Below are 23,628 nucleotides of genomic sequence, written 5' to 3'. Positions count from 1 at the left end.
TTTTCAAAAAGAAAATAGAGGCTATCATCTAATCTTTCAAGGCTGAATATAAGCTGACTAGAGCAATCGCTCCTAAGAGCATAGTGGTGGAAAGGAGCAGCACCTTGTCAGCTACTTCTAGCTTATCGACAAAGACTTTTTCAGCAGGTTTGTCTTCCGCAAAAATGACAACCGTCATGTTCTATTCCTTTCTTAGTCATCCTCCTCACCCAGATAGAGACGTCGTGCTTCTGGGCTGTTGCTAAGAAGATCGAGATAGGTTTCATACTCATCTGGCAGGGGCTTTCCCAAAGAGATATCTAGCTCTGGATTCACATTTTTCCCGTAGAGAAAGCAGAGATAAAGACGTTCATTGAGTGTCGGAAAGACTTCAAGTGACATGAGCTCAGCCTGACCGACCCGCTCCCAATCTTGCTCTTGGATATTTGGTAGGATATAGGCTTGGAAGAGTCCCATTAGAGGATTATCCTCTGGTTGGCCACTATCCTTATCCGCCTGAACCAAGGAAAGCCGATGACCAAAACCAGCTACTTGGCGCTCCCGTCCCTTCACCAAAACCGTAATCGGATGCCCTCCCATATGGCTATAAATCCATTCTTTGGGTAACCGATAATCTAAGAGAGGGTCAAGATCTTTGATAATCGTTACAGGACTATAGCGTAGAAACTGACGAGTGACTGCTTTACAAAAGAGAATATTCTCCTCTTTCAAGGTCACTTCCTTCCAGCTATTTTCCTCCTTAAAATAGTTAAAAAATACCAGATAGGGCTCTCGCACCATTTGTGCTAAGACATAGACACCATTCCGTAGGCGAATGGAAACGACTTTCCCTGACTTCCAGGGTGTTGCTCTTTTTTTCTTTTCTATCATTAGCCAACCTCAAACCGAGCAAGGATCGTTGAATCAATCAAAATAAATCACTGTGACTTCCTGTCCTCAGCAAGTTTAAAATCAATTCATCCTTATCTACTTTGTAAACCAAAAGCCAATCCGGCTGGATATGACACTCCCGAACACCTTGGAAATGCTTGGAATCAGTCAATTGATGGTCACGATATCTGACAGGAAGTTCTTTTTCTTGAACCAGAAAATTCAAAACTTCTTCTAACAAGTCTGCCTTCAAACCACGCTTCATTGCCAACTTAAAATCTTTTTTAAACTGTTTATGATAACGAATCTTAAGCACGCAGGTCCTCCATCAAGTCTGAGACTGATTCAAAGGGTTGACTCATATTCCGATTTTGCTCTACATCCGTTACGACTTGGAGCAACTTCCCATGATCGTCTAATCGAACATCAAAAGGTAAGCCCTGATATTGGATAGCCTGACGAAGGAAAATGTTGATAGCTGTTGTCATATCCATCCCTAAATGATTAAACACTAGTTGGGCCTGCTCCTTAACCTCACTATCCAAACGAATACTCATGCTCGTCTTTGACATATTCTCACCTTCTTTCTATTAATTATTATAACAAAAAAGAAGGCTACTGTAAATCTATTGGATATACAACGGATGTCTATAAGCCAAAATATAGTAAAGAAATAAAATTAATGTCCCAAATATGGGAGATCTCAGTCTGAGTTTTAGTTTTAGAATATAATGTTGCTATCATAGATTAAGAGGTGAAAAATATGAACCAGATTACGAAACAATATAAATTACTATATTTCTTGCTCATTTTATTAAGTCTAACAAGTGCACTTTTAATGACATTCTTCTCTCTGCAATTAGGAAGAATACTTGATAGTATATCTAATTCAAATAGTGGATTACTCTTTCATATCACTATTTCTGTAGGTTCGATTTTACTGTGGTTCTTGATTTCTTCTTCCTATTCCTATCTTAAAAACGAATATGTAAAAAAAGTTATTTTAGATCTAAAAAGGCGTCTCTTATTACATTATTTATCGCGTGAATTTAACCAAATTGACAACCGTAACCATTCAGATTTCTTAAATAATATCACCAAAAACAGTGACCTTATTCAAGAAAATTTATTAATCCCTAAAATCTCTCTAATTGCAAATTTAGGGAGCCTTATCATGAGTGTGGTTGCTATTATTTATATAGAATGGCGATTAGCATTAGTCTTTCTTTTATTGTCAAGTATAACGGTTTTTCTATCACAAATTCCTGGAAAGTTAATGACTAAATCAACTAATAATTATTCTCTACAAAATAATCACTATTTGTCAAAAATGACAAACTTTATTAATGGTTTTGAACAAATTAAGTTATTAAATATTCAAAGTTGGACCCAAGAAAAAATTCAGGGAATCAGTTTAGAATTTGAAGAGTCCAGAAAAACATATCAATTCTTAAAAGACTTAGCTTCAACTACTGGAATTTTACTAAGTTTTGGCTCTCAACTATCCTGTATGGTCGCTGGTATCTTTTTTGTAAGAAATAACTTACTAACTATTGGATTACTCGTAGCAAGTATTCAATTATTAAACGGTGTTTTTGCTCCATTACAATCTATTCTTTACAATAAAAATTTAATCAGCAGTAGCAAGTCCATTATTGATAATATCCAAGAAAATCTATATGAGACAAATCATGAAATTTTCCATAAAATAAGTACAATTGATTGTGATAACATTTCGACCATTTCTATTAGCCAATTACATTATGAAATTGAAAATAAAATATTATTTGATCATTTTTCCTATGAATTTAAAAAAGGCAAGCACTATGCAATTATCGGTGCTTCGGGAGCTGGGAAAACAACTTTAGTAAAATTAATACTAAATTATTATTCCAAAAATCTTTATGATGGGGAAATACAAATCAACGGAAAACAGAATATTGATATTTCCTCAGAGGAGTTATATAAAGATATTGCATTTGTGCAAAAAAATGATTTTCTGATTGAAGGAAATGTCCTAGAGAATATCAAACTATCCAGAAATCTTTATTTAACTGAAAAATTAAGAAAAGCCTTAGGATTTAATGAAGAATTTCTTAATAAGTGTCTATCTCAATCAGGTCAAAGTATTTCAGAAGGAGAAAAGCAACGAATTGATTTAGCTAGATTTTTAGTCAAACCATATTCTGTATATATATTTGACGAACCTACAAGCAACCTTGATCCAATAAAAGCCAAAGCAATGATGGACTACATTCTATCCATTAAAGATGCAATTGTTATTGTCATTACTCATGATCAAAATCCAAAAATATTGGAAGAGTTTGATCACGTTATTACCTTATAGATAAATGGCCTAGTCTACTAAATGAATGATGTTTTTCTCAAAGTATTCTTTGTAATTTTTGTAGATTGTTTTATTGAAGAGTTCGAAAATTTTTAAAGCTTCTTCGATTTTTAAAAGTGATTTTTGAATATGATAGAATTTCAGTTCCAAATATCCATCTAAATACAGCAAAATAGTTTGTTCAAAAAAATCTGTGGACTCCGCTAATATATTCTTCGTAGCCTGTTTTAAAAATAAAGATTCCTCATATAAGTCGTTCTCAATCATTATAATCAAAGAATTGAGAAGTAGTTGAATGAGAGATTGTCTATTTCTAGGTATAGAACTATACAACTTCCCTTTGTTGAGCGCCTCTTTGGCATATCTAAATAATAAATCTGGAGATAGAACACGACAGCAATTTCCAAGGATGAGCGTTTCGTAATAACCCCAGTTTTCAACAGAAAATAAATAGTTTGTAAGATAAGAGGCGTCTTGACGACTCAATTGATGATTCTTATCCATTCCCGAAACAATACTTTCAATGAAAATAGCATTTAATTTATGGTAATGAGAATTTGTCCCATGAAAAAGTTCTATTTCTTTCTCTACCATATCTAGTAATGCTTGAGCATCTTCATTATATGCAGCCTGTTTAACAGAAGCTATTAAGGTATTAAAATCCGAAGGTTGATAATGATTACAGATAAGCAGAAATTCTTCTAGTGTTACTCCTATTCTTTCAAGAAGATACAATAACTTAAAGACAGAAATCTCTGTTTCTCCTAATTCAAATCTAGATATTTGAGATTTTGAAATTTCAGCACCTGCTAACGAAGAAATAGAAATCCCCTTTTCTTCTCTTATTTTCCTATAAGTTTCACCTAAAATCATACTTATCTCCATTCCATATCGAAAAGTTATTAAGGTATAGCAAACACTACTTCCGTTAATCTTACTCTTGTTTGAGAGTATCATTATTAGTAATTTATAGCAATCATTTTTGATAATTTCAATATATAACTTCCTAAAGTTATAGTCTTTGGATAAAAACTTACTTATACTCTATCATATCTAAAAACCAGTAGAAATGAAAATCATAAAAAATCATCTCTACTGGTTTTACTGTTAAGTCTTAATTAGATGAAACTTAGTCGGCTTATTTGAACAAGTTGACTTTAAATTAGAACAAATCATCAAACAAACTCAACTGATTATCCTCTGGCATATTGCCAAGAATTCCCATCTCATCCATCTTTTCTACCAGGGTTGAGGAGACACCGCCGCGCTTGCGGAGCTCAGTCTTAGAAAGGAATTCTCCTTCTTCACGCGCCCGCACGATTTGCTTGGCAACGTTCTCTCCCAGACCATCCATGGCGACAAATGGTGGAATCAGGGTGTCCCCATCGATCAAGAATTCTGTCGCCTGACTGCGATAGAGGTCTAGCTTGCCAAACTTGAAGCCACGCTCCCACATCTCGTTGACAATCTCAAGGGTGGTGTAGAGATCGATCTCCACATTGGAAGCTTCGTTGTTCTTGCGTTTCTCAGCAATCTCCTTCATCCGAGCTTTCACGGCCTCAAGGCCTGCACCCATGGTTTTGATGTCAAAGGCCTTGGCCCGAATCGAGAAGTAGGCACAGTAATAATAGAGAGGATGATGCACCTTAAAGTAGGCCACACGAAGGGCCATCATAACGTAGGCAGCCGCATGGGCTTTGGGGAACATGTACTTGATCTTCCCACAGGACTCGATGTACCACTCAGGAACATTGTTTTCCTTCATGGCTTGGATGTAGCCATTGCGCTCTTCTTCTGAGATCTTGAGCCACATGCCTTTCCGCACGCGCTCCATGATGGTAAAGGCCGTCTTAGGCTCGAGTCCTGCGTGCATGAGGTAAACCATGATGTCGTCCCGACAGCCGATAACGGTCGATAGGTCGGCAATCCCCGCCTTGATCAAGTCTTGGGCATTTCCCAACCACACGTCGGTACCATGAGACAGACCAGAGAGCTGCAAGAGCTCCGCAAAAGTCGTCGGATGGGTTTCATCCACCATGCCCCGAACGAAGTTGGTCCCAAACTCTGGGATCCCCAGCATACCAGTTGAAGTCCCGATTTGCTCCGGTGTGACCCCTAGGATATCGGTTCCTGAGAAGAGGGCCATGACACCTGGGTCATCCATAGGAATATCATTTGGATCAATGCCTGACAAGTCTTGAAGTTTCCGAATCATGGTCGGGTCATCGTGTCCCAGCACATCGAGCTTGAGGACGTTCTCATCGATATCGTGGAAGTTAAAGTGGGTGGTCTGCCATTCAGCTGTCACATCATCTGCCGGATACTGGACCGGAGTAAAGTCATAGACATCCATATAGTTTGGAATAACAACGATCCCCCCCGGGTGCTGACCGGTCGTCCGCTTCACCCCAGCGGCACCGAGAGCTAAGCGTTCGACCTCGGCATCTCGATAGTACTTGCCAAAATCACGCTCATAACCCTTGACAAAACCATAGGCAGTCTTGGCTGCGACGGTACCTACCGTTCCTGCCCGGAAGGCATATTCTTCCCCAAAGATATCCCGAACATCCAAGTGGGCGCTCGGCTGGTCTTCCCCAGAGAAGTTCAAATCGATATCGGGTACCTTATCCCCATCGAAACCAAGGAAGGTCTCAAAGGGAATGTCTTGGCCGTTTTTGCTGAGTTGGTGTCCACAGTTTGGACAGTCCTTATTGGGCATATCAAAACCAGATCCATAAGAACCGTCTGTGATGAACTCACTGTATTGGCACTGGCTGCAGACATAGTGAGGCGAGAGCGGATTAACCTCGGTGATCCCAATCATGGTCGCCACAAAGCTGGATCCAACGGATCCACGCGATCCAACCAGGTAACCCCGCTCATTGGAACGGTGCACCAGCATTTGCGAGGCCAGATAAATCACGGCAAAGCCATTCCCCAAAATAGAGGTCAATTCCTTTTCAATCCGCAGATCGACAATATCAGGGAGGGGATTGCCATAGATCTCAAAGGCTCGCTGATAGGTCAATTCCGCAACCGTCTCTTCGGCCTTGTCGATAAATGGCGTATAGAGGTCGCCCTTGACCACTTCGACCGGCTCAAAGGTCTCTGCGAGCGCATTGGTATTTTCAATGACAATCTTGCGCGCCAAGTCTTCTCCCAAAAAGGCGAATTCATCTAGCATTTCATTGGTGGTTCTGAAATGCGCTTTCGGAAGTGGCGCTGGCTGGGCATCTTCTCCGTGCCCGATGGTCCGGTTGATCATGGCCCCTTGACCGAGACTGCGGACAATGATCTCCCGATAGATCTCATCTTCCGGTTCCAGATAGTGGACATTCCCTGTCGCAAGAACGGGCTTGCCGAGGCGATCTCCCACTTCGATCAAGCTCTTGATAATGGTCTGGAGCTCGTCCATATCCTTGACCTGCTCCTTGGCAATGAGGGGCGCATAAATGGCTGGAGGCATCACCTCAATAAAGTCGTAGTACTTGGCCACTTCGACCGCCGCATCCACCCCTTGCGACATGACCGCATCAAAGACTTCCCCTTCTGAGCAGGCCGATCCAAGGATCAAGCCCTCGCGATGGGCATCCAGCACGGTCTTGGGAATCCGTGGGACTCCTTCGAAATACTTGGTACCAGAAAGCGAAACCAGTTTAAACATATTCTTAAGGCCGGTCTGGTTCTTGACATAGATCGTGGCATGCTTGACCCGGGCCTTCTTATAAGAATTCTCATCGATCAAATCGATATTCAGATCCTTGAGATTGTTCACCCCATGCTTTTCAGCGACTTCTTTGATAAAGATAAAGAGCAGGCGCCCCGTTGCTTCCGCATCGTAGTTGGCCATGTGGTGGTGCTCCAAAGCGACCCCAAAGCGTTTGGTCAAAGGCCCCAAACCATGCCGTTTAAAATCTGGGTAGAGGTTGCGGGCAAATTCCAGCGTATCGATGACTGGCTGTGTAATCTTTGGTAAGCCATGACGCTCATAGTTGGCATTCATGAAGCCCACGTCAAAGGTGGCATTGTGGGCGACAAGAACCGTTCCCTCACAGAAGGCCTGAAATTCCTTCAAGACCTGCACCAAAGGTTTAGCCCCACGGACGTGCTCGTTGGTGATCCCTGTCAATTGGGTCGTAAAGGCCGACAAAGGATGGCCCGGGTCAATAAACTCGTCAAACTCCTCAATGACATTGCCCTTGTACATCTTAGAAGCGGCGACCTGGATCAAGTCATTGTAAATGGCTGAAAGTCCCGTCGTTTCCACGTCAAAGACCACATAGGTCGCTTCATTGAGGTCCAGGTCCACCTCGTTATAGGTGATGGGCACCTTATCCTCTACAATATTAGCTTCCATCCCATAGATCAGCTGGATCCCAGCCTTCTTGGCTGCTTTAAAGCCATGTGGGAAGCTCTGCACATTGCCATGGTCGGTAATGGCCACCGCCTTATGCCCCCACTCAGCTGCCTTGGCAACCAGCTCTTCGACTTCCGGCAGGGCATCCATGGTCGACATATTGGTATGCGCGTGGAATTCCACCCGGCGCTCCCCTTCTGGCATCAGGTCCTTGCGGGCATAATGGACGACTTCCTGGATGTCTTGGACATTCATAGTCAAGTCGCGCGTGAAATTGTTCATTTCGATATTTCCCCGCACCCGTAGCCAGCTGTTCTTCTTGATCATGTCAAACTTCTGAGCTTCTTCCTCATTTTTCACCCATTTCTGAAGGGAAAAACTCGAGGTATAGTCGGTCATCTTAAAGCTGATCAAGACCCGACCGGTCCGCGTCACCTTGTGCTCCACATCAAAGACCACTCCCTCAAAGACAATCCGGTTCTCTTCTGTTGTGATCTCGATCATCGGAGTGATCTCAGCCTTGTCTAGCTTAGGTTTAGCCGCTGCTTTCTTAGCCTTGAAGTCAAAGGCTGGCTTTTCGTCAACCGCTGGTGGCGGAGCCATCTGGACCAAGGATTCCATAGCCCGCAAGGTCTCTTCATTGGCCGCTTGGAAGATCTTTTCATTTTCCTCCTCAAAGCGCGCCACTTCTTGCTCTGTCAGCGTATCATCAGACTCCACCCGACAGGTGAAATGGGGAAAACCAAAGGCTTCTAACTGCTTGGCAAGGTTGGGCAAATGATTTTTACGAAAATGCTCCGTATCAACCGAAGAAGGCCCTGAGATGATCAATTCCTGCCCTTGTGCACGCACCTGCAAGTCTTGGTAAAGCCCCTTAAAGCCTTGACTCGCGCAAGGGCCATCCTCAAAGACCTCACGATAGTAGGCCTGCAATAAATCATCAGAAAAGTCCTGATTGGCCACTTGGATGGTAAAGGTCGCCTGGTTTCCCGTCTTTGAAAATTCATCCTTCAAGCGCTGGCGCAATTCCTTAAACAAAGCAATCGGCAAGACTTCCGCAAAGGCAAAGCGGAACTCCCAGACCCGGCTGACCTTGTGCACCACGACTTCTTGAATCTCCGCATGCAAAAAGGCACTGGAAGATCGCATCTCCAGCGGCATATCCAGCTGATCCATTAAAATTTCAAAGGTGTTGGACATTGTTTCTCCCTTGATCTTGATTCTTTTGCTCGCTTTTGAGTAGCCCGATTTCTATGCAAAACAAACCATTCAAAAACATTCGTAACCCTTATTTTATCACAATTTAAGGATTAATTCGAGGGAGAAGTGAAGACGAAAAAATCACCGGACTAGTGGTGATTTCTCTTCATGTTTCATCTATTCAGTTAGGGCTGATCCATCATTTATACTTCATCCCAATGACGATGGCCACAACTGCCAAAATAGGCAATAATATCAACATCCAGATACCAATCCACATTTCCCGCTTATAAGATTTATCTAGCCCACTATAGCGTTCAACGTATGATTCTTTTGGACAAGCTGGATTATACCAGACCGTCATGGTCGATCCCAATGGAAAAGCATCCTGAAAAAAATTTCCCTTTGAGACTGTAGAATTGGTGTAGATAGTTATCCTTTGCGCCATCAAATCGATGTCACTAGCCGCTTGATTCGTTTTCCAAGGAAGTGTTGCCCGCACCACCCAATAATATTTCAGGCTATTTCGATAGGTCTGACCATCCACTCTATATTCTACAATCGGAGCCGCTACAATTTGTGCCCTCTTATAGCCAACTACCACTCCCTCAATACTCTTTGAAGAGAGAGTCTTAATCCTAACTTCTCTTCTATAAAAGTGTCCAAAAAAGAGTACTTCAAACAAAGGAAATCCAATAACAGCCACAGCAATGACTAGTAGTATTCTGATATCGGGCATACCCATCACCTACTTCATCATCAGATCTGACATACTCAGACTCATCTTCGTTCCATCTGTTATACTTTCAACAATTGATTCTTGCTCCTTGGTCAAAGGAAGCAAAAGGATCGTTGCCGATTGAGTAGGTAATTTACCATTTTCAGAAATACTATACTCAACTAACTGATTTTGATATATCGATTGCCCATCATAACTCCAATTGAGCTTAAACTCTGCATCATGATCAATATTCGTTGTCGTTTTGTTGACCAACATAAATACTACATATTCTTGTTGGTTCAAAGTATAGGTACTCCCTGTATAATACAAAGTGATCTCACCTTGCTTGCCAGCCTCCGGATGCTCCTTAACCAACTTCTTCCCCAGTTCCATCAAATCAGATGTTTTTCCTTCAAATTGAGGCGCGACAACAAACTTCAAGCCCTTTTCCTCTTTAGCAGACGAGGAAGCCTTTGTGCTTTGCTCCGTTTTGCTTGCGGTTGCCTCTTTCGCATCTTTTTTCGGCTGAGCGCAGGCTGTTAAAACAAGCACACTCGCCAGCAATACTAGCATCTTTTTCATGGATCATTTCCCTTCTTTTATGATCGAGTTGAATTAAAAAAACAGTTTCTACTATCATACCGAAATTTAGTTTGAAGGGCAAGTTCGTTACTAGGTGGAGAGAGTTGAGGGATGAAAAAGAGAGAACCAGTGGTTCTCTATTCTTAATCACAATTAATAAAAATGATAAACTATACAATCAATTATTATTATTCAGCACCTGGCAAACTACGATATTTACTATCATTATACGCAGAGTTCTTATCATATCTCTTCTGACTAAAAGAATTTTTTATCTGTAAATCTTGAATATCGAAGGCTAACTCTGTGTCTTTTTTTTCAAATGCAGTAGCCATTGAATCTAAATATTGATTGAATCCCACAATTGCTGCAGAAATATTTTCAGTCGCTTCCTTAAAGCTACCGTATGTGCTATTCATGATTTCTAGTGAACTATCATCTACCCATACAGATGGATTTGCATTTTCATTTAAAAATGCTTTATCTAACTCAGCCTTAGTATTTTTAATTTGCGCACTATTGACCGCTATTGTTCCGGTACCATTTTTTGATCCCATATTTACCTCCTATTTACTCTGGATGATTAGCAGACCAAACCATTAATTCATCGTAGGATTTTATTTGTGTCTTCTCACCACTCTTCGGATCCGTCGCATAGATCTCTAATACATCCTCCCCCCTTGGTGCAAACCAATGAAGAACTGTATCAAACCACTCTTTGGTTGAGTACTGGTTAGGTCTCATATATAAACGAGCTAAATTCTTTATATCTTTAGCCATTTCTGGATAGTCTTGAGCAAAATTTGTATTGGAGATATCTATCTTTTCAGGATCTCTATTTGCAATATTCGTATTAATATAACCAGCTGCAAAATTCAAATGGTATTTTTCCTCCATTAATTTACGTAAACTGTCGAATACTCCTCCCTTACCTAATTCAAGTCCCCCATATGAAAAATTGGTCTTCTGTAAATCACCAAATTTATCAATATTTTCAACTTTCTGATTTGTAATATCAACCATAATGTCTTTACTCGCATTATTTCCAACTTTATATAAAGTTACAGGTATATAATCCTTGTTATCTGCATAATACTGATTGATAACGTGTGAGCCTCTATACTCTTTTTCCCCTAATAATTGATATACTTCTGTCTTTTTACTTGGAAAGCCAGCAGCATTCAAATCATAAGAAATAATATTAAAGTACTCATCTTTTACCATTTTGGGTGATACGATTTGCTCTTTATCCCTACTTATATTAATCTGTTTTTGATGAACATCAAAAACAGAAATATAATCTTGACCGAATGCAATACCTCCAAAACCATCTTTTTGCGCAACAAATACAAATTTATTGTCATCAAAAACATGAATTGTTGGTTTCTCAAATTTTACATCCACATATTTCACAACTTCTGAGTTGTTTTGCGTTTGTTTTTGCCCACTTTTTCGTAGTAGTAAAAATCCCGCACTTGCTATCGTCACAAGAAGGATGCAAAATAATATTTTAATTTTTTTACCCATTAATATTCCTTTCTAGGATACTACTTTGGCTATCTCCCAGTCCATAAATTTTATTTTGCCATGTTTCAAATTTATCCTTTGCGAATGAATTTCCCTTATAATCTGATATACTTTTTATATCTTTATTAACATTTTCAATCCCAATATCTTCAACAGTGTATCCCCCTTGACCCGTAAAAAATTCATAACTTTCATAGGATGATAAAGCCATTTCAGGACGACGTGATTGCATTTCATTTTCATAGTTTTTAACATTTTCTATTTTTTCATTTATTGGGGTATTTTCATCATCTGGAACCATATCATAATAATATCCGCGTAACCCATTTTTTTCCATATCATCACGAGCCATAATAGATTGCAAATCATAGGTCATATCATATTTAACATAACCTGTGGATTCCCCTGACATAGTCCGACCTCCAGCATTGAAAAATGCTCCTGTAGCATCATCTTTTGCTTTAGCTTCTTCAGCATCAATTTCTTTTAAGCCATCAATATGCGAGACTAATGTAGCATAATCTCCAAAATATTCTCCACCAATTTTTGAATGAAATTCTCGAAGGGCTGCTTTACCACTTGAATTGATATAAGAAAAAGTTGCTCCTGGCTTTTCAAAAACATCATCCTGTGAAAAAGCTAATTCTACTAACGAATCTCCTCCTGGAACCACTTTCCCAGCTATCATACCAAGGAGTTCTTTAGCATAATCCTTTAATGCATCATTTCGCTTCTCACGAATTTCTCTTAGATTCTCAAATTTCTCACTTTTAGCTACTTTATCAAAATCCGTATATGAGTTTGAAGAAATTTTTTCTGTAGATGCTTCTACACTCATGTTTTGTAAATTTTTCAATTCTCTTGTGGTTAAATCATATGTAAAACCACCATCTACAAATTGTAAATTCGAAATTTTACTTGTCAGATCGTATTTTTTACCTTTATAATTTCTTTCATCCTTCCCTACATTTGCAACTGCTAATGATTCAAATAAACTGGTTAAGACCCCTGCCCTTGCCATTTTAGTTTCTATTTCTGGATATTGTGCTATAGCATCAGCTCTCTCGCTTTCATATTTTGCCCATGCTGATGCATCTGCATTTGAAGCAGGTAATGCTGGCATCAATCCTCTTGCTCTTGTACTTAGAATAGAGGCATATCGATCACCAGCCATTGTTAATTTTTCAAAATAATCTTTGGCAGCATCTTTATCTTGTTCAGAAATTGATTTTATGAAAATTTCAATATTATTTTTAGCACCATCATATTGCAAAGCAACTTCATATTCGTGATTCACCCTATAATATACCAAATCCATCATTGTTTCGCTGACATGTTTTGCATTTACTGATCCTAAATTTTCAAAGAATTCCACTTCATTCCCATTCTCATTTAGCAATATTCTAAGCACAACGATATCTTCTGAATCTTGTATCGAATTAATTAATTGCATATTCTGATCAGTTAATTGTCCATTTTTGATCATCTTTGTTAATTCACTAATTGATAAAGTACCGATATTTGCTGCATTCAGTATGGCAGCATTTATTCCAGCAAGAGAAGCAGAAACTTCCTGTAAATTAGTTTTAAAAGTATTTAAGGCTGTATTTAATGCTTGATGTGTTGTCTCTCTAGCATCCGATAACGTTTTTAATTTAGCATCAATATCTTTTTGTATTGATTCAACCGTTGGTTTTTCCGACATTTCATATGGTTTTGGAGATAATGCTAAAGCATCTTTGGCTGCTTTTACTGCTGGAGTAAGATCCCCTAATGTAGTGGAAAATTCTTTACTTTTTTCACTTGTTAACCAATTTTTAATTTTTTCTATATCATCATCTTTTGTCTTAATTACTTGACTTGGTGAAAATCCTGCACTATCTAAATCTGCAATATATGTAAGAATAGTTTCCCCATATCTTTCTAAGGATTGAGGAAAATCTTCATGTAATATTGTTGAAATCGAATTTACTCTCTCTTGAAATTTATTAATAGCTGACGTATAGCTTCCTTCAACTTTCATCGTAAACTGTCGCTCAGTTGCACTTATGTTATTGACATACTCCGTTGCAGCATTTTCTGATTCAGTAGCATGTGTTTGCAATCCTTCTTTATCCTTAACAGTAACCTTCATATTATTTTCCTCCCTTCATTTTTTCATACTTTTCACGTAGCTTATCTGCTGCTTTAGAAGCCAACAATTCAGCACTAACAATCATGCGATACGTTTGTAAAACTCCAATTTGTTCATCAATTACTTCTTTAACCGAAGTTTTTTTTGAAGTAATCTTTTTCTTACAAGCCTTAATTCCACTTTGCTCATCTTCATACTCTTCATCGTATTTTTGACCAGCGATATGAAGGGAAGACATATCATCTTTTGTCGTCTTCACTTTCACTTTTACCCCATCAATTTTAGATGATGCATTGTTAAGTGCCGTAATTTTAGTATCTATAGCGGTTATCTCATTCTGCAAATTTATAGTATTCTGTGAAGCTGACATAAATTTCTCCTATTTCATTAGTACTTTAATTTTTCTTGCCATTTTATTTTGGACATAATAATGAAGCTGTTCATCTAATTGAGGTTCTCTCATATTTGGTTTATTATTGACATTTATGATCGTTTGGTCATTTAGTCTAATACCTACTAATGCTAATTTATATGATTTTACTACTATAGATGCTTTATCAACTAATCTACTTAATCTTGGTGTACTTATAACAATAGATGCATACCCACCTTTTTGCCCTCTTTCAAGCACGTTAGCTAAAATAGCAATTGTTTCATTGTCCATAATTTCAACTAACTCTGTTAAATTATATACAACTAATGTTACAACATGATTTGAATTACCATTTTTTCTTCTCTCATCAATTTTTTGTTCGATGACAGATAATAATTCATGATATTCATCTTTATTATTTACTACTGTAATATTTTCAATTCCTTCAAATGATTGGTGAGGTGGTGCAATAATAACAAAAGTTTGCTTAGCTTTGATTAGTTGATTAACTAATCCTGTCATTTGTTCATCCTGTTCTGTTAAATAAAGAAGGTTACCGTCTTTTGCTTTCCAAGAAATGAGATCAACCGTCTCAACATCTAAACCGACTGGAACATCCCCTTTCAAATAGCTTAACATCACATCCTCACGTCCGTAGAAGGCTACTTCTGTCAACTCATCTGGCACCATTGGGATGCCTGCTGGGGTGCGACCCGTCCACATCTCTTTAAGACTTTGGACTTGGTCGCGGAGGTTGTTGATGATTTGGATATCATTGTCCCCTGCGACTGGTAGAGCGAACTGGACGACATCGACTTCGTCACGCTTCATGAGCGCCCGTCCCTTGATGTCTTCCATCGTAGATGCTAGTGGGGTTGCTCCTACGATACCGCGGACTTCAGAGAGATCATTTTGTGGCAAGGTCAGCTGGTGCTTGAAGTTTGAATAGAGCTGAGCCCGTAGGTTATTCTGCCGGCTAGCTGTGATGATTAAGTGCACACCGATGCTGAGACCTTCACGAGAGATCCGCATGAAGAGCTTGAAGAGGTCTGTCTCATAAGGTTCGTCCTTCATAGACTCATAGCTATCCATGAGGATAACCATAGTAGGCTCTTGCTTGCCGGTCACTTCACGGTAGAGGGCGATAGTGCCGACCCCATGCTCGGAGAGGAGCTTTTTGCGACGATCCAACTCGCGGTTGATGATCCGGATAAATTTCTGGATTTTCTCCGTCTGATCGAGCAAGAGGCTATCAGCCACATGTGGCAATTGCGTCAAGGGTGCTAGACCATTGGTTCCGAAATCCAGCAGGTACATGGTCAGATTTTCTGGGCTCTGCTTGCGAGCCAGATCCATAGCGACTGTCTGTAGGAAAGTGGTCTTTCCTGTACCTGGACTTCCGTAAAGGAGGATATTCCCATCTTTTGACAGATCAATAGCAACAGCTTCTTGCTTTTGCGCTTGCGGAATATCGGCGACCCCGATCAGGACGCTTGGAGCTGTCCGTTTTTGCCAAGCCTCGATCGGCACGACCTTGTCCAACTCATCCAGCGTGATCCGCTCTTTGAGGGGAGGCAACCATGGTTGGGCCACAGCTGAGATGCCTTCTTGTTGGTGCAAGTGATTGATTTCCTGCACGATAACATCCAGCTCTGTCGGCACTTCCTTGATTTCTTCTGCCATATCGAGACCCGAGAGGTCTTGGTTGAGGACTTCGTATTGGCCCAGTTCATTGATCAAGTAGATGGTGTGGTCTTCGATCCCTAGATGATCTTTCTCAGGCTGGTAGTCTGCTCCAGACCAAGCGGTTTGGAAGAGTTCATAGACTTCGTTATTTCCGACTTGGAGGTAGGCACGACCGGTCTGGGTGATTTCAGCCGCATCTGCCGTCCGCAGCATCTCCATGGAATCCCCACGGTCTGCTACCTTGAGGGCTAGCTTGAAGCGGGAGTTGGACCAGATCTGGTCATCCACGACCCCAGAAGGTTTTTGCGTCGCAAGGATCAAGTGTACCCCGAGGGAACGCCCGACACGCGCGATAGAGACCAATTCCTTGATGAAGTCTGGTTGGTTGACCTTGAGTTCGGCGAACTCATCACTGATCAAGAAGAGGTGAGGAAGCGGTTCGGTCGCTTCACCCAGTTTAAATTTCTTTTGGTATTGGTTGATATGGTTGACTCCATATTGGCCAAAGAGCCGCTCCCGACGATGGATCTCCGCATTAATAGAGGCTAGGGCCCGCATAGACTGGGCACCATCCAAGTTGGTGATGGTCCCCAGCAAGTGAGGCAGATCCTTGAAGAGATTGGCCATTCCCCCACCCTTGTAGTCGATGAGGAGGAAAGCCACATCATGTGGGTGGAAGTTGACAGCAAGGCTCAGGATATAAGACTGAATGGTTTCAGACTTACCAGAACCAGTTGTCCCTGCGATCAAACCGTGTGGTCCATGAGCTTTTTCATGGAGATTGAGGTAGACCAAATCATCCTTCCCACGAAGACCGATCGGCACTGCCAAACTTTGGTAAGGGGCATGGCTCTCCCAACGACTCAAGACCTTGAGATCATTGAAAGTTTCCGCTTGATACATTTCAAGGAAGGTCACTGAGTCTGGAATCGAGCTCTTGAGCTGTTGGATATGCTTGAGGGGGGCAAGGCCACGCGAGATGGCTTCCTTGTCATAACCTTCAGGGAAGTGGTCCAATTGGAAGTCGAGCTCCCGAAGAACCCCTTCTTGCAAGAGCAGTTGCCCTTGGTTGCGGTCCTTGATGGAGATAACCGTTTGGATATTTTCAGAAAGAGATGAGAGCACATCTGCCACATAGATGATGGAGCAGCCTAGCTCTGTCGGATCCTCACGGAAGAACTCCATGATGACATGGTCCAAAATCAAGGTCTCATCGGTGATGAGCACCACATAGTGAGGGTGGAAGATCTTGGTATCATTGGCTTTTTCTTCCTCTTTTTGCGCCTTGCGGAGCTTGAGGATTTGGTTGAGACTGTTCAAGACCTGATCGCGTGTCCGCTGATTGTAGACAAAGCTACGGACATTCATGTCTTGCAAGGTCGCATGGGGCAACCAGCGCATCCAATCCCAGCTTTCTTTTTCCTCTTCTGGAATGATCGGAATAATGGTCAGATCATGGTAAGAGTGAAAGACAGCCAATTGGGCAACCAGGAGTTGCAACTGCTCGAGCACGATAGGACGAGGGCCGACGTACCCGACAGGCCCCCGATTAAGGCTAGCTACAATCGGAAGATTGTCGATCTTTTGATGCGCTTGGAAAAGAGCATAGCCTTCTTCTTCCAAGGCATCTTTCTTCCCACTACGTTCTTCCTGACCATATTTGAGCTCATAGCTGGTTGGAACCTTGCCCAAGCCCAAACGATAGGCCAAAAAGTCAAAATGAAGCGGTGTTTTTTCGTAGATCCGCGAGTCATAGCGTTTGACCATCTTGGTCAAGTCTTCGATGGCTGGGAAATGGTAAAACATGCCTTCTCGTTGCTTCCGAGAGAGCTGTTCCAAGTCCTTAGCCTTGTCCTTGAGATAGAGATGGTAGAGCTCCACGCGCTCTTTCTTATCTTCTTTGTATTTCTTACGATTCTTGAAAAATCCTTGGACCGAAAAGATCACACTAACCACCGACATGGATACCGTCGCGATGATATAGAGCCCCCGCGGTTGGAAAATGGTGATCAAGAGGGTCACCCCAACCATGATAAGGGGTGGCATGATCAACTTCAAGAGTTCATCGGAAGGTTTTTGGGGCTCCGCACCCGGAGGATTGATCAAGATCTTGTCTTCTGAGCTCCGGTAGATGATCCGCGGAGACCGGTGGTACTCTGGGTAGTCCTTGTAGAAGTCGTAACGCGAATGCAAGCGCGGTACCAGATAAGGACTTACTTCAACAGTCCCTTCCACGCCAAATTCTTCCGGATAGAGCTTAAAGGTCACATCTCCAATCGCCAGCTCATCTCCAAAAGCCAGTGGAACAGTTGCTTCAGTAACGAGTTTGTGGTTATGGTAGAGTTTTCCAGATAAGAGCTGGCAAGTCCAGGTCTGGTCTTTTTTCACAAGGAGAAAGCGCACGGGATAATGCACGCGCACATCCGCACCTTGTTCATCTGCTACGAGGATCTCTTCCTTGTCGAGTAGCTCATAGGTATGGACTTCCCCTGTTGCCAAGTAGCAGACAACATCCCCAAGAATCTTGCTGTTTTTAAGTACTCCTTTGTCTTCACCATTCTGATAAAAGACCTCTCCCTGACTCCATTGGAAATGAAGGGGATGTTCTTGCGAAGAAATGGTCAACTGAGCCGTTTCTTGATTCGATACGGTTGCTGTCTTCCCTTCTTCTAGTGCTAGCTCATAGCGAAAACCTTTTTTATAGAGTATGATACGTTTTTTCATAGACTACTCCTTGTGTTCGCCAGACTCACTTGAGCTTGCGGTTGTAGAAGACGAGGTCTCTGTAGAGGAGCTTTCTGTAGACGCAGGAGTTCCTGAGTGGCTAGTAGATGCTTTGGTTTCATCCGTTTCTGCTTCCAAGAGTTCTGAGCGAGCATCCCAGTATTTCTTATATTCGCCTTCTAACTCAGAGAGTTTCTTCTCTCGCTGTTCACCAGAGAGTTTTTCGCTATCACGTGTCGCCTTGATTTCTTTGCGAAGAGCATAGATGATCAAGTCTGAATCGTCGATTCGCTTGGCTGTATCTAAGGCTTGGGTAAAGTCATGACGGCCGATATAGATCCAGTAGTGGAGATAGAGGCTGTCTGACTTAAGCGTGACGTTGTTGAGGATGACCTTCTTTTGGTCCTCTGAGAAATTCAAGCCCTGCAAATAAGACGTCGCCAACTCATATTTCTGCGTCATCGGAAGACTGCTTGGTGCGACCCCGTCCAACTCATCGATGACGCCAGTGTAGTCCACCTTGAGAAAGGCAGTATCCGCTTGGAGCAACCTTTCTTTAAAGGGTGCTTGGAAAAAGACCAAATAGATCAACGGCAAGAGTAAGAGAGCGACCACAGCTGAAAGCCAAACGGTTGCCAACTTAAAGATGCGATGTTGACGGCTTGAAACCAAGGTCAAGGTCTTTTCTTCCTCTTCCTTACGCTCTTGATAGGCTTTTTCTAAGAGCATCTTCATTTCTTCTAGGCTAGCCGCATCACGGATTTCCACCAAGAAATCTGGCAGGTCTTCTAATTCAAGTGTGCCTTGATAGAGCTCCATAAAGTCCCAGTCACCAAAAAGAGTGACCGCGTAGCACTTAGCCTGGCGCAAGAATTCGACCTGATCCCACTTGCGTGGCACCATCATTCCTGGAACCCCGCGGTAGGCAATCTTGACTTGCGCATCCTTAGTGACAAACAAATTAACAGGATGCACCATGAAGGTCACTGGAAGCTCCAAGGCAGGCGCCAAATCTAAGACATTCATAGCCAAACGCAGACGGTCTGATACGGGTAATTCCTTGATTTCTTCTGCACTCAAGCCCAGCGCATCTGTCTGATAGGTCAGATGAATCTGGTCTTGATCGGCCGTCATGCTTTGCTCTAAAAACAGGGGATGATGGAGATCCAAAATCCATAAATTGCGTAAATCCTGGCTATCCACTTCTGAACGCTTGAGGTCCAGTCGCCAGCTGGTTTCTTCTTTTTCAAAACGGAAGACTTGTTCTTCCAGTGTAAATTGTTCTTCTTTCACCTTACCACTCCTCAATCTCGATCAAATCACCACTCGTGATCGGATACTCTTGTACCACCTTGCCTTCATCCAGCAAGATGCCTTTATTTACCACGCGCAACTGATACTTGCTTCTAGGCTCCATGGCAGACCCAAAGATCTGATCCAATTCTCGAATCAAGCGTCGCACCTCCATCCGCGTCGGAATCCGGAGGTCATGGCTTGCCCCATTCATGCGGAAGGTGACATTGATATGTTGGTCCATTTAGGCCTCTTTTCTATAGATTCGATAGGAAATATAGCCAGCAATTCCAAAGAGAAGAGCACTCCAAGCCAGCATTTGCAAAGCTGGAATAAAATCCGACAAACTAGCCGAATTGTCCTCTACATTGGACTCAAATTTGGATAATTTTTGATTTTCTTGCTGGAACAGGTCTGCTTCCGGCCCTGTTTTTTTCTTTCCCTTTATAGCAGAAAACAACTGGCCGTCTGAATCGGTCAATTGTTTCTCTTGCTTGCGTTTTTCATCTGCTATTTTTTTCTGATCCTTCTCATTGAAAAGAGACTCAGTAGCATCCAATTGCCCACCGAGTGTCTTTTCCTCTTCTGTCTCCAGGCGTGAGTTGTTGACCTGCAGACGATTATCGATAAAATCATCTGCAGACACAACAACAACTGGTAAGAGACTAAAGACAAAGAGAAGATACATCATTTTTTTCATAAGCTTGATTCAATTTCCTTTGTTTGTGTAAACTTCTTTGGAATGAAGGTATTGGCAAGCGCCAACAGTCCGAAGAAGACCAACAATCCGAAGATATGGCCGATACCGGCTGTTTGTCCATCAAAGTATCCCGCAAACTGTCCTTCTAAAATAGAAAGGAGGTTAACATTTTTCACATGTGCTGGAAGACCTGATAAGGTGGCTGTTGTCCCGATCGCGCTTGAAAGGTAGACATAGCTGATCAACATGAAGAAGGCTAGTCCCATTCCAAGGACACGGAAGTGTTTCAAGAGGAGGTATTGCAATTGTACCAAGACAAAGCTTGCTAGCACCGCTAGGAATACCCATGAAGGAACATATTCACGACCAACAGAGAGTTGGATACTTGAAATCATTCCGATGACCAAACCAAGAATGAGGGAAAGTCCGACAAGGACACCCACAGATAAGATATCTGATTCTTGTAAACGGTTCAGTTTAAAGCGGTTTTTGACCTTGCGGATGATTGGTTGCGTCGCAAAGAGATAAGCGGTAAAGAGGCTCAAGACTTCCAACATAAAGATCCAGATAAATGGACGGTAAACGTTGATGGTCGCTTTCACAGAAGAAGATTTCTCTGCAACTGGATTTGACAAGAAGTCGAGCAAGACTTCATTTGGCACACCATTTTCATAGGCATTGTTGAAGACTTTACGGAAGGCTTCAACGAAGTTCCCGTTTTCAGACAACTCCTTATCAAAGTCACCCATCAAGCTCTCAGCATCGCTAGACAATTTCTCTGTATTGCCTTGGGCTCTTTCCAATTCTTTGTTTAATTGGTTAAAGATTTCATTGGTAGAGTTGGCAGCGTCCACATTGCTACGAGATGAACTTTTAACACTTTCAGTTGAACTCAATAACGACGTGTATTCAGAACCAAGTGCTGACAAGTCTGCATCCGTCTTGATTTGAGCTTCGGTAACAGTTTCTTGGGTTTTTGAGATATCCTCTAACTGTTTTTGAAGCTCTGCATACTGCGTCAATTGATCATTGATATTTTGGGTTAGATCTTTGTTGGTATTTTCGATGGCTGTAAGGTTGGCCTGCAATTTCGGCCCCAAGATTTGCAACTGTTTGAGCGTGTCATCTAGCTTGGCTTTCACACTATTCGTAGCATCGCCTTTTTCATCTGTTTCAATACTCGTCCGATAGTCCTTAATATTGCTTGCAACTGTGGATTTCACGATATCGGCCAAAGCCTCCGTCAAATCCATATTCTCGATTGGATCATAGAGCGAATGACGAACCTTGTTGTCATCTTCTGGATAGTAAGCATCGATCAAAGCCCCTGCGCGTTGATAATCCAAGGCGATTTCACTGGCTTTGGTTGCATAGTTAGCGACAGCTGTTTTCAAGTCTTCAGCTGATACCGTCACACTGGTTGAAGAAACCCCATTCACAAGAACTTCAACATCAATCGTGCTTGGCATGGTACCCCCATCTTCTGCCAGGTGAATTTGAATTTGTTTGCCATCTTGAAGTTCTACTTCCTGCTCGCCGCCACCTGCATAAGTATGTCCATCATAGGTCCAAGTATCAACCTTGACTCCTGAAGGTACTAGGATGCTAACCTTCTGTTTCCCAGATCTAGCATTGAGGACATCGGCAACTGCAGTTAATTTGGCATCTACTTCTGCAGCCAAAGTCTTTAATTCATCAGCATTTCCATTTGCTTCCGCCATCGTCCCAGCAAACGTACTATCAAAATGAATTGCTGTATTGAGGTTGCCATATTTATTAAGATTAAGACTAGCTGGATCTAAAGACGGAAGTTTTTTAATTGCGTTACGAATGTTATCATCCGCTTTATTACGTGCGTCACTTAGCGTCTTGATACTTGTCTTTCCAAGTAGCGTACGAAGGGTCACCTTGTCTCCTTCGTTGAGACCATAATAGTCCAAGACCTTGGATTTTACAGAAGCTTCGATGTTCTTTTCATGCTCATCTAATTTGTCACGTTCTGCCTGGATCCCTTTTTCAAGCTCCGCAATACGATCATTTACATCCTTGGTCAAGCCTGCATAAGTCTTGGTAGCTGAAGGATCAGCTTCTCCTTCAGCCGGCTGGCTCAATTGCTTGGTGATCGCTTCTTGGTTTTGTTGCAATCTCTTGTACAAATCCTGAGTTTTTTCGCTGACTACAGATTGGTTCATGGCCATCAATTGGCTCATAAATTCTTCATGACTGATCTTATCTGCTGAGCGTTGCTTGATCAGCAAGTCAAAGTTTTGACCATACTGATCCTGAGATTGGGACAATTGGTCAAAGGCCTGTGTATAAGACTCAAGAAGCGTCTTCAGGGCATTGTTGGACTCAACAGATGACGTTGACAAGCCATAGAGACTTGGGAAGATATTCTTCGACTCCAAGGCCGAGTTCAACAAATTAGTCCGATAAGAGCCGATGTTGGTCGATTGGATTTTGTTACTGGTCTCCACATTTTTCTGCGCTGTATAGAGGTTGCTCAAAATGCTGACCATATACATATCAACCAGTTGACTATTCAAGTCTGAAACAATATCTTTCGCTACCTTATTGGCCTCATTTTCCACCTGAGAATTCCCGGCGGCGTTGACCTTATAGGTAACGGTTGTCTTCTCTGCATTCACAGCATTCACTTCTAGAACTTTCTCTGAGAAGTCACTGGGAATCACGATCATCAACTGGTACTTGCCATCGGCAAGTCCTGATTCAGCTGCTCCACGCGGGAGGACAGACCAGTTTTGCGAATTATCTCGTTCGATGTTCTTTACATAGCTGGCACCGAGGTTGTATTCTTTGTCATTCAGCTTAACTGCCTTATCTTCATTGACAACAGCAATATTCAGCTTGGTGTTTTCCGTCGTTTGCACGGTCTTGGTTTCATTTTGTTTTTGGTCCTTTTGAACACTTGTATAAAGCCCCACTACAGATCCCATCAAAAGGAGCACAACTGCACTCTGACCGATGTATTTTAACCATTTTTTCTTTTTCACTTCTATACCTTTTCCTTTTTCTAATTCATAGATACAAAATAGGGGTTAGGAATTATCTACCTAACCCCTATTTTCTATATATCAAAAGACAAAAGGGTGA

The 23,628-nt window shown here is 41.7% G+C and carries 18 protein-coding genes; 1 reads left to right on the top strand and 17 read right to left on the bottom strand.

The genetic code is table 11. The annotated features are described in order from the left end of the window. Positions 1–28: 28 nt before the first annotated feature. The 4 genes from HMPREF9186_RS11565 to HMPREF9186_RS07810 are packed head-to-tail and all read right to left on the bottom strand — an operon-like array spanning position 29 to position 1,442. Positions 29–178: a hypothetical protein gene (locus tag HMPREF9186_RS11565; protein ID WP_009732168.1), complete on the bottom strand. Its 150-nt coding sequence runs from the start codon at positions 176–178 to the stop codon at positions 29–31. Between the two features lie 14 nt (positions 179–192). Then, on the bottom strand, positions 193–870 hold the full coding sequence (locus HMPREF9186_RS07820) for a hypothetical protein (protein ID WP_009732167.1): 678 nt from the start codon (positions 868–870) through the stop codon (positions 193–195). Positions 871–907: 37 nt separating this feature from the next. Continuing rightward, positions 908–1,186 carry a type II toxin-antitoxin system YafQ family toxin gene (locus HMPREF9186_RS07815; RefSeq protein WP_009732166.1) on the bottom strand — a complete coding sequence of 93 codons (279 nt, stop codon included), beginning with the start codon at positions 1,184–1,186 and terminating at the stop codon, positions 908–910. Next, positions 1,179–1,442, bottom strand: coding sequence for a type II toxin-antitoxin system RelB/DinJ family antitoxin (locus HMPREF9186_RS07810; protein ID WP_009732165.1), 264 nt, complete (start codon positions 1,440–1,442; stop codon positions 1,179–1,181). The genes HMPREF9186_RS07815 and HMPREF9186_RS07810 overlap by 8 nt, the downstream gene beginning before the upstream one ends. A 191-nt stretch (positions 1,443–1,633) precedes the next feature. Here HMPREF9186_RS07810 and HMPREF9186_RS07805 point away from each other — a divergent pair, with 191 nt between their 5' ends. Next, positions 1,634–3,217 carry an ATP-binding cassette domain-containing protein gene (locus HMPREF9186_RS07805; RefSeq protein ID WP_009732164.1) on the top strand — a complete coding sequence of 528 codons (1,584 nt, stop codon included), beginning with the start codon at positions 1,634–1,636 and terminating at the stop codon, positions 3,215–3,217. A gap of 9 nt (positions 3,218–3,226) precedes the next feature. Here HMPREF9186_RS07805 and HMPREF9186_RS07800 read toward each other — a convergent pair whose 3' ends face one another. From HMPREF9186_RS07800 to esaA, 13 genes are all read right to left on the bottom strand, one after another. Further along, positions 3,227–4,090, bottom strand: a complete 864-nt coding sequence (locus HMPREF9186_RS07800) for a helix-turn-helix domain-containing protein (protein ID WP_009732163.1) — start codon at positions 4,088–4,090, stop codon at positions 3,227–3,229. Between the two features lie 289 nt (positions 4,091–4,379). Next, entirely contained in the window at positions 4,380–8,774 is a 4,395-nt protein-coding gene (locus tag HMPREF9186_RS07795; protein ID WP_009732162.1) for a PolC-type DNA polymerase III, read from the bottom strand. 199 nt (positions 8,775–8,973) lie between these two features. After that, entirely contained in the window at positions 8,974–9,378 is a 405-nt protein-coding gene (locus HMPREF9186_RS07790) for a DUF3592 domain-containing protein (protein ID WP_156801317.1), read from the bottom strand. A 144-nt stretch (positions 9,379–9,522) separates the two neighbouring features. Further along, on the bottom strand, positions 9,523–10,077 hold the full coding sequence (locus tag HMPREF9186_RS07785; RefSeq protein ID WP_009732160.1) for a hypothetical protein: 555 nt from the start codon (positions 10,075–10,077) through the stop codon (positions 9,523–9,525). A gap of 188 nt (positions 10,078–10,265) precedes the next feature. Beyond that, entirely contained in the window at positions 10,266–10,634 is a 369-nt protein-coding gene (locus HMPREF9186_RS07780) for a hypothetical protein (protein ID WP_009732159.1), read from the bottom strand. Between the two features lie 13 nt (positions 10,635–10,647). Continuing rightward, positions 10,648–11,604, bottom strand: coding sequence for a hypothetical protein (locus HMPREF9186_RS07775; protein ID WP_009732158.1), 957 nt, complete (start codon positions 11,602–11,604; stop codon positions 10,648–10,650). Beyond that, positions 11,597–13,738 carry a hypothetical protein gene (locus HMPREF9186_RS07770; RefSeq protein ID WP_009732157.1) on the bottom strand — a complete coding sequence of 714 codons (2,142 nt, stop codon included), beginning with the start codon at positions 13,736–13,738 and terminating at the stop codon, positions 11,597–11,599. Before HMPREF9186_RS07770 ends, HMPREF9186_RS07775 begins: the two co-directional genes overlap by 8 nt. Before the next feature lies 1 nt (position 13,739). Continuing rightward, positions 13,740–14,108, bottom strand: a complete 369-nt coding sequence (locus HMPREF9186_RS07765; RefSeq protein ID WP_009732156.1) for a hypothetical protein — start codon at positions 14,106–14,108, stop codon at positions 13,740–13,742. A gap of 9 nt (positions 14,109–14,117) precedes the next feature. Next, complete coding sequence (gene essC / locus HMPREF9186_RS07760) at positions 14,118–18,521, bottom strand: type VII secretion protein EssC (RefSeq protein ID WP_009732155.1); 4,404 nt, start codon at positions 18,519–18,521, stop codon at positions 14,118–14,120. A gap of 3 nt (positions 18,522–18,524) precedes the next feature. Then, positions 18,525–19,814 carry a type VII secretion protein EssB gene (essB, locus tag HMPREF9186_RS07755; protein ID WP_009732154.1) on the bottom strand — a complete coding sequence of 430 codons (1,290 nt, stop codon included), beginning with the start codon at positions 19,812–19,814 and terminating at the stop codon, positions 18,525–18,527. Position 19,815: 1 nt separating this feature from the next. Further along, positions 19,816–20,058, bottom strand: a complete 243-nt coding sequence (locus tag HMPREF9186_RS07750; RefSeq protein ID WP_003013697.1) for an EsaB/YukD family protein — start codon at positions 20,056–20,058, stop codon at positions 19,816–19,818. Continuing rightward, the gene (essA, locus tag HMPREF9186_RS07745; RefSeq protein ID WP_009732153.1) at positions 20,059–20,514 is read right to left on the bottom strand and encodes a type VII secretion protein EssA; all 456 of its coding nucleotides are present in this window, start codon (positions 20,512–20,514) and stop codon (positions 20,059–20,061) included. Beyond that, entirely contained in the window at positions 20,511–23,534 is a 3,024-nt protein-coding gene (gene esaA / locus HMPREF9186_RS07740; RefSeq protein ID WP_037614143.1) for a type VII secretion protein EsaA, read from the bottom strand. Before esaA ends, essA begins: the two co-directional genes overlap by 4 nt. Positions 23,535–23,628: the final 94 nt, after the last annotated feature.

The sequence above is a fragment of the Streptococcus sp. F0442 genome (assembly GCF_000314795.2).
Taxonomy (GTDB): Bacteria; Bacillota; Bacilli; order Lactobacillales; family Streptococcaceae; genus Streptococcus.
This window is presented reverse-complemented; position numbering and strand designations above follow the sequence as displayed.